The sequence below is a fragment of the Rhodanobacter sp. UC4448_H15 genome, assembly GCF_052978265.1.
In genome coordinates this window covers 2,143,034-2,156,735 of sequence record NZ_CM129665.1, presented here as the reverse complement: position 1 = coordinate 2,156,735, position 13,702 = coordinate 2,143,034, and the positions used below count along the sequence as shown (strand labels likewise).

Sequence of the window (13,702 nt, the reverse complement as noted above, 5' to 3'; positions counted from 1 at the left end):
CGTGCGAGCGACAGCGACGGCAGCCGTCAAGATTAGCAGAACGAGGCGATTTCCCCCGCGTGCACGCGGGGGCCGCGACGCAGCCGGGGCCGCCTTCCCGCCGCAACCAACACTTGGCGAACCGCCTCGCACGCTGCTAAGATGCGCCGCTCACGTGGGGCGGTAGCTCAGCTGGGAGAGCGTCGCGTTCGCAATGCGAAGGTCGTGGGTTCGATCCCCATCCGCTCCACCACGTCATGCAAGAGGCCGGATCGTCCGCAAGCGAGGGCGCCGGCCTTTTTCCTGTCCGGCCCGCACAGGCGTACCATCGGCCCCGACCAGCTCCGCGTCGGGGCGGTGCGCGCAAAAGCATGACGGGGACCGGATCATCCTTTGCCGAAGGTTCGACGGACGCCCTGTTCGCCGAGGTCTACGCGCGCCTCAAGGCGATGGCCGCCCGGCAACTGAATCGACGCCAGGGGGCCACGCTGGACACCACCGAGCTGGTGCACGAGCTGTACCTGCGCATCGGCCAGAACGAGGCACTGCACTTCGAACACCCGGCGCAGTTCTTCAGTTACGCCGCGCGTGCCATGCGCCACCTGCTGACCAACCGCGCCCGTGACCGGCTGCGCCTGCGCGCCGGCGGTCAATGGATGAAGGTCACCCTGGACGAGGACGATGTCCGGCTCGCGCTGGATACGGCCGCCCAGGCGCTGACGCTGGATGCCGCGCTGAACGCGCTGGAACAGACCGATGCGCGCGCCGCCCGAGTGGTGGAGCTGCACTATTTCGCCGGGCTGGGCCTGCAGCAGATCGCCGACACCCTCGGCCTGGCGCGGCGCACGATCGACCGCGACTGGCGCTTCGCCCGCGCCTTCCTCAAGGCGCACATGGACTGAGCCGGTCACGTCGCAATCGGGCGCGCAGCGGGGTTAAACGCAGGCAGGTCATTCGGCAAGGGCGCTCCACGTGGACTCCACACCGACATTGCGCGAGTTGTTCGAAACAGCGCTGCAGTTGAGCGGCGCCGCGCGCATGGACTGGCTGGCCGCGCACTGCCTCGACCCGCAACAGCGTGAAGAGATCGAACGCATGCTCAGCGCCGACACCGCCGACGACGACTGGCTGCCCGGCGACGCCGTCGACGCGGCGCGCGTGATCGGCGAGGCCGGTGTCGCCGCGGCGATGCCGCCGGGCAGCCGGATCAACGCGTTCGAACTGATCGAGGTGCTGGGCGAAGGCGGCTCCTCCACCGTGTTCCGCGCCGCGCGCCAGGAGGCCGGGGTGCGCCAGGAGGTCGCCCTCAAGCTGCTGGCGCGCGGCCTTTACACGCCGGCTGCGCGCGACCAGTTCCGGCGCGAGCGCGAGGCGCTGGCGCGGTTGCGCCATCCGGGCATCGCGCGGCTGATCGAGGGCGGCATCACCGAACAGGGGCTGGCCTATATCGTGCTGGAACTGGTCGATGGCGTGCCGATCACCGACTACGCGCGCGATCGCCGCCTGCCACTGCGCCCGCGTCTGCTGCTGTTCCTGAAGGTGTGCCGCGCAGTGGCCGCAGCACATCGCGCGCTGATCGTGCATCGCGACCTGAAGCCTTCCAACGTGCTGGTCACCACCGACGGCGAGGTGAAGCTGCTCGACTTCGGCATCGCCAAGCTGCTCGACGACCGCACCGATGGCGCCACCCGTACCCAGCACCGCGCGCTCACGCCGGCCTATGCCGCGCCGGAGCAGTTCTCCCGCGAACCAGTGACCACAGCCACGGATGTCTATGCGCTCGGCGTCCTGCTCGACGAACTGCTGTCGGGCCGGCGACGGACTGCCGGCGAGACCGGCCCGCCGTCCACGCGTTCGGACGCCGTCTCGCGCAGGAGCAACTCGCGCACCGCGCGAGCATGGCGGCGCCAGTTGCGTGGCGACCTCGACAACATCGTGCGGATGGCCACCGCCACCGACGCAGAGCGCCGCTATGCCTCGGCCGGCACGCTCGCGGACGACATCGAACGCCACCTCGATCACCTGCCGGTGCTGGCGCATCCGCCCTCGCCCTGGTATCGGGCCGGCAAGTTCATCGACCGCCATCGCGGCGGCGTGGCGATCATGACGGTGCTTGTGCTCGCCGTGCTCGTCTCGCTCTCCACCGCGCTGTGGCAGGCGCACGTTGCGCGCCGGCAAGCCATCCGCGCGACCATGATGCGCGACTTCGTCGAGGACCTGTTCGCACCGATCCAGTACGGCGTTGCCCCCGCGAAGCAGCCCAGTCTCGGCGAGCTGCTGGCGCGCGGCGTGGCAAAGCTCGACCACTCGCCGCAACTGGACGACGCCGGTCGCGTGGACCTGCTGGCGATGTTCTCGCGCCTGTACGAGAACCTCGGCGAACCCGCGCAGTCGCGCAGGCTCGCAGACCGGGCCGTTGCCCTGTCCGCGCGGGCGCTGGCGCCCACTGACATCGAGGCGATCCGCGCGCTCACCGCACGCGGTTACGCCGAGGTGCGCACGGAGGATTTCGCGGCCGGCGGTGCCGACCTGCGCCTGGCCCGCCGGCGCATGCGCGCGCAAGGCATCCATGGCGAGGACCTGATCCGCCTGCTCGGCCCGCTGGCCGCGGTCGAGAACAGCGAAGGGCATGCCGACGCCGCGCTGCAACTCTCCCGCGAAGCGCTGTCGGAGCGGATCGCCACCTGGGGACCGGACGACGCCCGCGTCGGCATCGGCTACAACGACGTCGCCTCCGCACTGGAAGGCCTGGCGCGCTACGACGAGGCGATCCCGATGTGGCGCAAGACCCTGCAGTTCGAACTCGCGTATTTCGGCCCGTCCAGCAACGAGTCCACGCTGGCGCTGGCCGGCCTGGCCTCGTCCGAATATCGCGCCGGCGACTGGGCGCAGGCGCACCGGCATTTCACGCAAGCGCTGGCACTGTACACGCGCCATGGCGGCCAGCCGCAACTCACCCAGGTGTACGCGGCGCAGAAGGCGTGCGTGCTGGAAGGGTTGCGCGCCGATCGTGCCGCTGCGCAGGCGCGTTGCCGCCAGGCGCAAGCATGGTCGGCGGACGGTTTCGGAGAAACCAGTGCGCTGCATGGCGATTCGCTCGAAGCCACCGCGTTCGGCCTGGAGGAAGCCGGCGATCTGGCCGGTGCGCGCGAATTGTTTGCCGCCGCGCGCCAACGCTACGGCGACAGCCCGGCCAATCGCATGCGGGTCGGCCGCATCGACAGCGAACTGGCCGGCATCGACCTGCTGGAGGGCCATCCCGAACAGGCACGCACACTGCTGCCGGCGGCGATCGCCGGCCTGCGCACGCGTTCCTGGCCGATGCCTCCGCTGATCGCCGAGGCACGCTTGCTGCTCGCCTGCACCGAGGCTCCCGGCGCGGGGTGTCCCGACGATCTCCAGGCCAGCGTCGATCGCGACGTGGCTGCCGCCGCTTCGCGCCACGACCCGCAGCTGCTGTGGGTGCATACGCTGCGCGCCCGGGTCGAACTGCTGCGCGGCGAACCGGAGCTGGCCAGGACCGAGCTGGCCACCGCGATCGCCAACGCCGCCCGCGAATTGCCACCGGCCCATCCACGCCAGCTTGCCGCGCAGCTGTGGCTCGCCATTGCAACGGCGCGCACGGGCGATTGCGCCGCGGCATCGGCCAGGGCACGGGCGGCCAGCACGATCATCGAAGCGAACCGGCTTGCCGCCCATCCCGGGCTCGCCGGCCCGCAGGCGATGCTGCGTCAACCCATCGCCACCTGCGTCGCCTTGCCGAACTGACGGGAAACCCGTCACCTCCTCGGCAACCCGCTGTCCACATGGTTCACGCGCCTGGTCTGGCGCATGTCGCAATTGCCGCCGCGTCGGTGTTCTGCGCAGTGTCCACCCGCGCAAGGGGCGCGCGTGCGCACGAGCTACCAGGGAGGTCGACCATCATGTTTCATCATCACGCGATCCATGCGGCCGCGCGGCAGCTGGCTGCCGTGGCTGCACTCTTGCTGCTCGCGTTTGCCGGCATGGCGTCGGCCCAGGACAGCCGACCGGCGCCGGCATCAGCAGACAACGCCGTCACCGCCGACCCGTCCGGCTGGCTGCAGACCAGCACGCCCAGCGGCCGCATCGACATCGACAACCCGTTCTTCGCCAGCCTCGGCAGCAACGGGCGCTCGTGCGACTCCTGCCATCGCCAGGCGGAGGGCTGGACGATCTCCGCCGCCGAGGTGCGTGAACGCTTCCGGCAGAGCAACGGCACCGACCCGATCTTCGCCCTGGTCGACGGCGCCGTTTCGCCGCTTGCGGACGTTTCCAGCGTCTACGCGCGGCGCATCGCCTACGCCATGCTGCTCAAGCGCGGCGTGCTGCGCATCGGCATGCCGATGCCGGCGCACGCCGAGTTCAGACTCACTGCCGTGGACGATCCCTACGGCTACGCCAGCGCGCGCGAGTTGTCGCTGTTTCGCCGCCCGCTGCCAGCCACCAATCTGATCTGGGACACCGCAGTGATGTGGGACGGACGCGAGACCTTTGCCCCGTTCAAGCCGCCGATGGATGCCGGCATCGACATCGGCGACATCGACGCCAGCCTGGCCTCGCAGGCGCGCGATGCCATCCTCGGCCACGAGCAGGCGGGCAGCGTGCCGGATGCCGCCGTCATCGACCGGATCGTCGAGTTCGAATCGCACCTGTTCACCGCGCAGTCGATCGACCGGCAGGCCGGGCGCCTCAACGACGACGGCGGCATGGGCGGGGCCAGCATCCTGGGCCAACAGCGCTTCTGGGTCGGCATCAACGACACTTTCGACAACGATCCCTCCGGAGAACCGTTCGACCCGCGCGCCATGCGCCTGTTCGACAGCTGGAACGATCCGCGCGCGTCACTGAGCCGCGACCCGCGCGATCGCGCACGCGCCGCGATCGCCCGCGGCGAGCAGTTGTTCAACCACATGCCGATCGACATCAGCGGCGTGGCCGGCCTCAACGACGTCACCGGCGTGCCGGTCATCCACGGCAGCTGCAGCAGTTGCCACAACGCGCCGAACATAGGCAACCACTCGGTGGCATTGCCGGTAAATATCGGCATTGCCGACGCCAGCCGGCGCACGCCGGATCTGCCGCTGTACACGCTGACCCGCTACAGCACCGGCGAGGTGGTGCGCACCACCGACCCGGGCCTGGCCATGCTGACCGGCAAGTGGGCCGACATCGGCAAGTTCAAGGGACCGATCCTGCGCGGCCTGGCCGCCCGCGCGCCGTACTTCCACAACGGTTCGGCGGCGACGTTGATGGACGTGGTCGATTTCTACGACAGCCGCTTCAACATCGGCATGAGCGCCGGGCAGAAAAGCGATCTGGTGGCATTCCTTTCGGCGTTGTGAAAGCCGGCCGGCAACTCAGCGGCTCGACGTCGCGGGCTGCGCCGAGCCAAGTCGTTGTGCGACGGCGGGACTGAGGCCGCGCATGAAGCGTTCGACGGCATCGGTGTAATCCGAAGGCAAGCCGAGTTCGGCATTGATCCGCCCATGCGAGAGGCCTTCCTCCAGCACGCGAGCCTCTCCACCGAAAGACTTCGCCTTGCGCACGAAATCGTGCGCACGCGGGCAGGACTCCCGCCGCTCGCTGGAGCACACCGCCAGAAACGGCGCCATGCGGCCACGCATCTGCTGGTACGGCGATGCCGCCAGCCAATCGGCGGGCTGCGAACCGAAGGCATCGTCGTACAGGCGCGGGTGCCGGCCCTGCATGATCTGCACGACATCCAGCGCGGCGCTGTCCAGCGAGACCGTGCCCAGCCAGGGCTGCGCGCCCTGCTCGCGCGCCAGCGCCGGTTCGGCACTCAGCAGGGCCACCAGATGCGCGCCGGCCGAATGCCCCATCAGGATGAACGCGCGAGGAGCGGCTCCCCAGCTCTGTGCCTTGCGTTGCGCCAGTGCCAGCGCGCGGGCCACATCCTGCGCCTGCTGCAGCGGCGTTGCATCCGGCAGCAACCGGTAGTTCGCCGAAATGACCACGAAGCCGCGCGGCAACCAGCGATCGACCTTGTTCTGGACCACGCCACGCGCCGCCTTGTCGCCACGCCGCCAACCGCCACCGTGCACCATGAAGATCACCGGTGCTGCGCTGGCATGCGCCGGCAGATACACATCGAAACGCTGGCGCGGATCGCTGCCGTAGGCCACGTCCTGCACCAACCGTGCGCCCGGCGGCAAGTTCACCGGCCCGCGCGATTCGTGCTGCGCCGTTGCACCATGCCGCTGCAACAGCCGCTCGCGCAACGCACCGGATTGTGCCGTCGCCACCAACGGCAACAGCACCAGGCTCATCCATGCGAACGATTGGAACGCCAAACGAAAGTTGCGACCCATCATCCTCTCCCGGAAGCCACGAAGCCAAAACTCTCGCGCGCCACGCCGGCGCACGTCGCCCGCCTTCAACGGATCGCGAGCACCCGGGTTGACTCGCCGCACGCGGCACGGCCCCTCAGTCCCGTTCCCGGGCAGACGGGGCCGTCGCTGCAATCGGCATCCGGTGCGGGGCGGGCCAAGGACCAGTGCCCGCATACAAAAAACCCATCAGGCGAATCACTCGCCTGATGGGTTTGCATTGGTGGAGGTGGCGGGAGTCGAACCCGCGTCCGAAGGCGTTCAATGCCCGGATCTACATGCTTAGCTCACCGTTCGATCTCGTTTCGCGACAAGCACGGCGGGCAAAGCGCACCGCGAAACCAGCCTGATTGATCTTGCCTACGACCGCCAGGCGACAGTCTTCGGCGATCTCATGATAATGACCCTACACCGACGAGCATGAGCACAAGTGGGTTCGGGGCTTACGCCTTAAGCGGCGAGAGCGTAGTTGTCGTCGTTGGCAACTATGAGTTTGCTGCTGGATTAACGAGGAAAGCTGCCCCCTCGGCATGCACCAAGCCATCTCACTGCCCCCGTCGAAGCCAGAACACCCCCGGGGAAAATGGTGACTCGCGCGAAGTATATGGGTCCGTCGCCGGCAACCGCAATCGAGGCTGGCGCCGTTCGCGCGATCCGTTCATGTCCGGCCGCGCGGTCTTGACGGGGACGCATCGGCAAGCGCCTTGCCGGGGGCCATTTCGAAGCGCGAACCTCGCTTCCATGGCAGGTCCGATTCGGCGGAGTGTTGTTCAGGCGCGAGGGCAACGTCTATACTTGCGCGGTTGCATCACCCAAGTCGCCGTACCAGTGGGAATGAACTCGATGACTCGATTGCACATGCTTGGCCTCGTTGCGGCCACGGCTCTTTTCGCTGCAACCAGCGCCCATGCCGAAGGCGACAAGGCCGCCGGTCGCAAGCTGGTGTACACCTGCGCCGGCTGCCATGGCGTGCCCGGCTACACCAATGCCTATCCGCAATACCCGGTGCCGAAGATCGCCGGCCAGAACGAGCAATACATCGTCAACGCGCTGCATGGCTACCAGAGTGGCGACCGCAAGCATCCGACCATGGATGCGCAGGCGCAGAGCCTGTCCGACACGGACATCCAGGACATCGCCGCCTATCTTTCCAGCCTCGCCAAGTAATCGCCAAGGATCTTCCGCATGAACCGTGTGCTTACCCTGATCTCCTTCGGCGCCGTGCTGGCATTCGCTTCCACCGCAGCGCTCGCCAACGGCAATGCCGCCAACGGCAAGACGAAGGCCGCCACCTGTTTCGCCTGCCACGGCACGGACGGCAACTCGGTCGATCCGCAATACCCGCGGCTGGCCGGCCAGTACAACCTTTATCTGCAGCAGGTCCTGCACGAGTACAAGAGCGGCCAGCGCGACAATCCGATCATGAAGGGCATGGTGGCCACGCTGTCCGACCAGGACATCGAAGACATCTCGGCCTACTTCTCCAGCCTGCCCGGCAAGCTGGACACGCTGAAAGGTCATATCGGCGGTGACAACTGAAGCTCGCCGACGTGGCAACAAGAGGCCCGCCATGCGGGCCTTTTTGTTGACTGCGGGATAGGCGGGCCCGGATTCAGGCCATCGCCGACTTGCCTTCGTGCCGGCTGTAGTACGGTTTCTCGCCGCCGGAGTGATCGGTGGCGTCGCGCACCGCGGTGACTTCGGGGACCTGCTCGCGCAAGGTCTTTTCCACACCTTGCTTCAAGGTGACATCGACCATGCCGCAGCCATGGCAGCCGCCGCCGAACTGCAGCACCACCGCGCCATCGGCATCGACTTCCAGCAAGGTCACCCGCCCGCCATGCGACGCCAGCCGCGGATTGATCTCCGCCTCGATCACGTAGCGCACGCGCTCGATCACGCCGGCATCCACGCCGGGCACGTGCCCCTTGATCTTCGGCGCGCGGATGTTGAGCTGGCCGCCGGTGGCGTTGGGCTCGAAGTCGATGCTGGCCTGGTCCAGCCAGCTGGCGCTGTCGCCATCGACATGGAACTCGAAACCGGCGCACTCGATCGTCCATTCGCCACCTGCCAGATCGGCAGGCTCGCAGAACTCCAGCTCGCAGTTGGCCGCCGGCGTGCCCGGCGCCGTGACCCGCAGGCGAATGCCCAGCCCCTCGATGCCTTGCTGGTCAAGCAGGCGCAGGAAGTGCTGCTGCGCCCGCGGGGAAATGTCGATCATGCCTGGCTCCGCTGTTCATGGACCGGGGGCGGCGAGCCCTCACCGGTGAATCAGCACCATTTTAGTCCAGTTTCGAGTCCAATGGCTGGCGTCGCCATGCGCTTTGACTTTTCGCGTGCCAGCTTCGACCCTTCCCTTCTCACTTCAAACCTGCATGGAGCCTTGCGATGAACGCCACCGAACTGTCGAACCAGCACTGCCAACCGCGCAAGGGCAAGCAGCACGCGCTCGCTGCCGAGGAAGCCGCCAAGCTCCTGCGCGCATTGCCGGGCTGGCAACTGCGCGAGGACGGCAAGGCCATCGTCAAGGATTTCAAGTTCGAGGATTTCCACCGCACCCTGGGCTTCATCAATGCCGTGGGCTTCATGGCCAACCACGAGGATCACCACCCGGACATCGAAGCAGGCTACGGCCATTGCCAGCTGTTGTGGTCGACCCACGACGTGGGCGGGCTGTCGATGAACGACTTCATCTGCGCCGCGCGGGTCGACGCCCTGCTGGCGCGGTGATCAGAAGTCGGTACGCGACTTCTCGCGGGTATAGACCAGCCGCTTGCCCTTGACGGCCAGCGTGTCGAGGAAATCCTTCAGGTCCGCCGGCAGCGGCGCCGAGAAACTGTAGGAACGCCCGTCGAGGTCGAAGCTCAGGTGGGCCGCATGCAGGAACATCCGGTGCAGCCCCATCTCGCGGTAGCGCTTGTTCATCTCGCGATCGCCGTACTTCGGGTCGCCAGCCAGCGGATGGCCGATGTGCGCTGCATGCACGCGAATCTGGTGGGTGCGGCCGGTTCCCAGGGTGGCCTGCATCAGGCGCGCGCTGGGGTACTGCTCCATTTCGCGGAAGAAAGTCAGCGACGGCTTGCCGCTCTCGGCCACCCGCACCATGCGCTCGCCGCCCTGCATGATCGACTTCAGCAGCGGCGCATTGACATCGAACTTGGCCTTGGCCGGGTGCCCCAGCATCAAACACAGGTACTGCTTGGTGACCTCGCCGGCCCGGATCGCCGCCTGCAGCCCGGTCAGCCCCGCCCGGGTACGGGCAAACACCAACACACCGCTGGTATCGCGGTCGAGCCGATGCACCAGTTCCAGGTGTTCCTGCGGACGCGCCGCGCGCAGCAGCTCGATCGCCCCATGGCTGATCCCGCTGCCGCCGTGGCTGGCCACGCCGGCCGGCTTGTCGATGACCAGGAAATGCTTGTCCTCGAAGATGACCGCCTCGGCGACCTCGGCCACCTGTCCCTCGGCCGGCCCCCGACCCTCGACCTTGTCGGCCACCCGCACCGGCGGGATACGCAGCGTATCACCGTCAGCGAGACGCGTATCGGGTTTGGCCCGTTTCCCGTTCACGCGCACCTGTCCGGTGCGCAACAGTCGGTAAATCATGCTCTTGGGTACGCCCTTGAGCAGGGTCACCAGGGCGTTGTCGATGCGCTGCCCGTCGCGCTCCGGGCCGATCTCGACTTGACGTACACCGTGAGGTGCGTCCCGGGAAGTTGCCGTCTGCATTGAAAAAAACCTGCTTAGATAGGATACTCGCCGGGCGCTGGTTTCCATCCGTCTGTTGCCTGGATCGGGTGGAGTGCCCGCCCGTGACGTCGGCGAGGATTGCGCCGGTTGCCCTTGGGGTAGCCGGTCGCGGCTCCCTTTCATCGTAACGGTTTGGGCTGGTGTTTGTCCGTTGCCATACGGCATTGCGACAGCAGGCGCAGCTGACCGAATCATCCCCGACACCGGCAACGGTGCCGTTTTTTTGCCGCTTAACCGCTGCGGCGCGATTCCCGGCAGGCCGCCATTCCAGGCGCCACCGTGGCTCGCGACGCGCGGCCAAGCCGAGGATAACCACCATGAAACGCATGTTGATCAACGCGACTCAGCGTGAAGAGTTGCGCGTGGCCATTGTCGATGGCCAGAACCTGTACGACCTGGACATCGAAATCCCTTCGCGGGAGCAGAAAAAGTCCAATATCTACAAGGGCCGAATCACCCGGGTCGAGGCTTCGCTCGAGGCCTGCTTCGTCGAGTACGGCGCCGAGCGCCACGGCTTCCTGCCGCTGAAGGAAATCTCCCGCGAGTACTTCACGCCGGGCCTCGACCACCACAAGTCGAGCATCCGCGAGCTGGTCAAGGAAGGCCAGGAAGTGGTCGTGCAGGTGGAGAAGGAAGAGCGCGGCAACAAGGGCGCTGCGCTGACCACCTTCATCAGCTTGGCCGGCCGCTACATGGTGCTGATGCCGAACAACCCGAAAGCCGGCGGCGTGTCGCGCCGGATCGAGGGCGAGGACCGGCAGGCGCTGAAGGAGGCGCTGGACCACGTCACCGTGCCGGATGACGTCGGCCTGATCGTGCGTACCGCCGGCCTGGGCCGCGACGCCGAAGAACTGCAGTGGGACCTGGACTACCTGCTGACCCTGTGGAAGTCGATCTCCGAGGCGGCCGGCAAGCAGAAGGCGCCATTCCTGATCTACCAGGAATCCAAGCTGTTCATCCGTGCCCTGCGTGACTACCTGCGCAGCGACATCGGCGAGATCCTGATCGACGACGAGCCGCTGTTCAACGACGCGCGCGAGTTCATGCAGCAGGTAATGCCGAACGCATTGCGCAAGCTCAAGCTGTACCAGGACGACACCCCGCTGTTCACCCGCTACCAGATCGAGACGCAGATCGAAAGCGCGTTCGACCGCCAGGTGCGGCTGCCGTCGGGCGGCTCGATCGTGATCGACCAGACCGAGGCGCTGACCGCCATCGACGTCAACTCGTCGAAGGCGACCAAGGGCAGCGACATCGAGGAGACCGCGTTCAACACCAACTGCGAGGCCGCGGTGGAAGTGGCGCGCCAGGCGCGCATCCGCGATGCCGGCGGCCTGATCGTGATCGACTTCATCGACATGGACAGTCCGCGCCACCAGCGCGAGGTGGAGGATCGCCTGAAGGAAGCGCTGAAGCTCGATCGCGCCCGCGTGCAGGTCGGCCGGATCTCGCGTTTCGGCCTGCTCGAGATGTCGCGCCAGCGGCTGCGCCCCAGCCTCGGCGAAGCCACCCAGATCACCTGCCCGCGTTGCGAAGGCCACGGCCATATCCGCGGCGTGGAATCGCTGTCGCTGTCGACCCTGCGCCTGATCGAGGAACACGCAATGAAGGACAACACCGGCCAGGTGCTGGTGCAGGCTCCTTCGAGCGTGGTCAATTTCCTGCTCAACGAAAAGCGCGCCAGCGTGGTCGAGATCGAACTGCGCCACAAGGTGCACGTGATGATCGTCGCCGACGAAAAGCTCCAGACCCCGCACATCGAGATCCAGCGCATCCGCGAAGCGGACATGGGCGAGCACAGCAAGCCCAGCTACGAAATGCTCACCGCCGTGACCGCCACGGACTTGCCGAAGATGGGCCAGACCCTGGGCAGCGGCGAGCAGCCCGCCGTGAGCGGCATCGTGCCGGGCAGCCCTGCCCCGGTGCGCGAGGAAGTGCCGGCCCCGGTGGCGGCAACGCAGCCGGCGCCGCGACGCCCGATGCCTGCCCCGCGTGCTGCCGTCGCCGCTCCGACCGGCGGCCTGCTCTCGCGCCTGTTCGGCTGGTTCCGCAATGCCGAAGCCGCCGCGCCCACGCCCGCCCCGGCACCGACCAGCAGCGCACGCAATCGCCGCGAGGAGAACGGTCCGCGCAACGCCACGCGCGGCACGAATGGCACGCAGGCATCATCCGCCCGCCAGCCGCGCCGCGACTCGCCATCGCCGCAAAGCCAGAAGTCCGGCGCCCAGCAGCAAGCGCGCAACAATCGCCAACGCACCAACGAAGCGGCGTCGCGTTCGCCCGCTCAGCCGCAGAGCCAGAACGCGCGTGCCGAGCGGCAGGCCAGGCCCGCGCCGGCCGTCGAGTCCGCCGCCGCGTCACGCCCCGAGCGCGCACCGCAACAGCCGCGTCCGGAGCGGGCGCCGCGCGCCGAGCGTGCCGAGCGCGCGCCCATCGAGGCAACGGATGAGGCTGCCAAGGCCGCAGCCCTGCTCGCCGCCGGTGCCGCCGAAGTGGTTCCGACGGCGCCGGGCGAGAACGAGAATCCGACCGACTCGGCAGCCGAGGGTGATGCCGGCACGTCGCGTCGCCGCCGCGGCCGCCGTGGCGGCCGTCGCCGTCGCCGTCATGACGACACGACCGCCGTCGACGGTTCGCTGGATTCGACGCAAGCCGAAGCGCTGGACGACGAGGACCGCGACGAGCCCGGCAAGGCGCCGGCTACCGCCGACACCGTGACCGCCGCTGCGCGCCGCACGCCACGTCCCGCCGCGACGCCGGATGCGCTGGCCGCAGCATCGAAGGAGACGGAGTCGCACCACGCTCCGGCCCCTGCCGGCATCTCCGCCGTGACCGCACCTTCGTCGTCTGCACCGACGAGCGCGCGGGAACCGGCAACCGACAAGATCCTCTCGGCGACCGGCACCGTGCCTTCCGACAAGTCCATGGACAAGCCGGCTGTTGCCTTGCCCGCCGCCAGCTTCATCCTGCCGACGCTGCCGCCGATCCCCGATTCCGCTGCGCCATCGACCGATGCCGAACCGGCGCCGACCCAGGCCACCCTGTCCGCTACCGCGACGCCACCACGCAGTGCCGATACCCAGGTTCGGGTCGAGTCGCCGCCGCCGCGCCATGCTGATCGCGTCGCTGGTGATGCGACGTCCCTCCACCCGGAACCGGCGGTGGCCCAGACGGGGGCATCCAGCCTGCCCGCCGGCCCGCGGCCGACCGAATCGCCGGTTCGCGTGGCAATCGCTGCGGCACCGGTGGCCGCGCCATTGGCGACTCCGACGCCGGCCACCCCAGCGGCCGACACTGCCGACACCGTTCGGCCGACCACCGCGCCGGCGGCGCCTGTCGTCACGCCTGCCACGACACCGCTTGAGCCATCGACGGGCCCGACGACCCACGCGCAGGCACCGGTCGCCGCATTGTTGCCCAAGCAGGGCGACCTGCTCGCCTCATCCGGCAACGCGACGCCTCACGTCCAGGCAAGCGAAGCCGACAAACCGCGAGCGGAGCCGCGGCCGGAGGACGGTCGTTCGAGTGGTGAATCGCACGGCTGATTCAGCCTGGTGTCGAAACGAAAAAACCGGACGCGAGTCCGGTTTTTTTTGTGCCCGGAA

General features: G+C 68.0%; 10 protein-coding genes, 1 tRNA gene and 1 other RNA gene. 8 read left to right on the top strand and 4 right to left on the bottom strand.

What is annotated here, in order from left to right; genetic code table 11:
* Positions 1–156 precede the first annotated feature (156 nt).
* From ACVCMI_RS09685 to ACVCMI_RS09670, 4 genes are all read left to right on the top strand, one after another.
* Positions 157–232: transfer RNA gene (locus ACVCMI_RS09685), tRNA-Ala, on the top strand.
* A 118-nt stretch (positions 233–350) separates the two neighbouring features.
* Positions 351–881, top strand: coding sequence for an ECF-type sigma factor (locus ACVCMI_RS09680; protein WP_395118319.1), 531 nt, complete (start codon positions 351–353; stop codon positions 879–881).
* A gap of 70 nt (positions 882–951) precedes the next feature.
* The gene (locus ACVCMI_RS09675; protein WP_447098987.1) at positions 952–3,747 is read left to right on the top strand and encodes a protein kinase domain-containing protein; all 2,796 of its coding nucleotides are present in this window, start codon (positions 952–954) and stop codon (positions 3,745–3,747) included.
* Between the two features lie 155 nt (positions 3,748–3,902).
* Positions 3,903–5,342: a c-type cytochrome gene (locus ACVCMI_RS09670; protein ID WP_447098988.1), complete on the top strand. Its 1,440-nt coding sequence runs from the start codon at positions 3,903–3,905 to the stop codon at positions 5,340–5,342.
* Positions 5,343–5,357: 15 nt separating this feature from the next.
* On the opposite strand, the gene ACVCMI_RS09665 is transcribed toward ACVCMI_RS09670, so the two are convergent.
* The gene (locus ACVCMI_RS09665) at positions 5,358–6,329 is read right to left on the bottom strand and encodes an alpha/beta hydrolase (RefSeq protein WP_447098989.1); all 972 of its coding nucleotides are present in this window, start codon (positions 6,327–6,329) and stop codon (positions 5,358–5,360) included.
* 239 nt (positions 6,330–6,568) lie between these two features.
* Positions 6,569–6,923: a transfer-messenger RNA gene (gene ssrA, locus ACVCMI_RS09660) on the bottom strand.
* Positions 6,924–7,190: 267 nt separating this feature from the next.
* On the opposite strand from ssrA, the gene ACVCMI_RS09655 reads away from it, so the two are divergent.
* Together ACVCMI_RS09655 and ACVCMI_RS09650 are read left to right on the top strand one after the other, a co-directional pair.
* Complete coding sequence (locus ACVCMI_RS09655; protein ID WP_395118311.1) at positions 7,191–7,514, top strand: c-type cytochrome; 324 nt, start codon at positions 7,191–7,193, stop codon at positions 7,512–7,514.
* Between the two features lie 18 nt (positions 7,515–7,532).
* Complete coding sequence (locus tag ACVCMI_RS09650) at positions 7,533–7,886, top strand: c-type cytochrome (RefSeq protein ID WP_395118309.1); 354 nt, start codon at positions 7,533–7,535, stop codon at positions 7,884–7,886.
* A gap of 73 nt (positions 7,887–7,959) precedes the next feature.
* On the opposite strand, the gene ACVCMI_RS09645 is transcribed toward ACVCMI_RS09650, so the two are convergent.
* Positions 7,960–8,568: an NfuA family Fe-S biogenesis protein gene (locus ACVCMI_RS09645; RefSeq protein WP_395118307.1), complete on the bottom strand. Its 609-nt coding sequence runs from the start codon at positions 8,566–8,568 to the stop codon at positions 7,960–7,962.
* Between the two features lie 167 nt (positions 8,569–8,735).
* On the opposite strand from ACVCMI_RS09645, the gene ACVCMI_RS09640 reads away from it, so the two are divergent.
* On the top strand, positions 8,736–9,077 hold the full coding sequence (locus ACVCMI_RS09640) for a 4a-hydroxytetrahydrobiopterin dehydratase (protein WP_395118305.1): 342 nt from the start codon (positions 8,736–8,738) through the stop codon (positions 9,075–9,077).
* Here the strand turns inward: ACVCMI_RS09640 and ACVCMI_RS09635 are convergent, their stop codons facing one another.
* Positions 9,078–10,076, bottom strand: coding sequence for an RluA family pseudouridine synthase (locus ACVCMI_RS09635; protein ID WP_447099457.1), 999 nt, complete (start codon positions 10,074–10,076; stop codon positions 9,078–9,080).
* 338 nt (positions 10,077–10,414) lie between these two features.
* On the opposite strand from ACVCMI_RS09635, the gene ACVCMI_RS09630 reads away from it, so the two are divergent.
* The gene (locus ACVCMI_RS09630) at positions 10,415–13,642 is read left to right on the top strand and encodes an Rne/Rng family ribonuclease (RefSeq protein WP_447110627.1); all 3,228 of its coding nucleotides are present in this window, start codon (positions 10,415–10,417) and stop codon (positions 13,640–13,642) included.
* Positions 13,643–13,702 lie beyond the last annotated feature (60 nt).

Bases quoted from the DNA above. Each gene is read 5' to 3' on its own strand.
- ACVCMI_RS09665 (WP_447098989.1), bottom strand. From the start codon at position 6,329: ATGGGTCGCAACTTTCGTTTGGCGTTCCAATCGTTCGCATGGATGAGC.
- ACVCMI_RS09640 (WP_395118305.1), top strand. From the start codon at position 8,736: ATGAACGCCACCGAACTGTCGAACCAGCACTGCCAACCGCGCAAGGGC.
- ACVCMI_RS09645 (WP_395118307.1), bottom strand. From the start codon at position 8,568: ATGATCGACATTTCCCCGCGGGCGCAGCAGCACTTCCTGCGCCTGCTT.
- ACVCMI_RS09650 (WP_395118309.1), top strand. From the start codon at position 7,533: ATGAACCGTGTGCTTACCCTGATCTCCTTCGGCGCCGTGCTGGCATTC.
- ACVCMI_RS09670 (WP_447098988.1), top strand. From the start codon at position 3,903: ATGTTTCATCATCACGCGATCCATGCGGCCGCGCGGCAGCTGGCTGCC.
- ACVCMI_RS09680 (WP_395118319.1), top strand. From the start codon at position 351: ATGACGGGGACCGGATCATCCTTTGCCGAAGGTTCGACGGACGCCCTG.
- ACVCMI_RS09630 (WP_447110627.1), top strand. From the start codon at position 10,415: ATGAAACGCATGTTGATCAACGCGACTCAGCGTGAAGAGTTGCGCGTG.
- ACVCMI_RS09635 (WP_447099457.1), bottom strand. From the start codon at position 10,076: ATGCAGACGGCAACTTCCCGGGACGCACCTCACGGTGTACGTCAAGTC.
- ACVCMI_RS09655 (WP_395118311.1), top strand. From the start codon at position 7,191: ATGACTCGATTGCACATGCTTGGCCTCGTTGCGGCCACGGCTCTTTTC.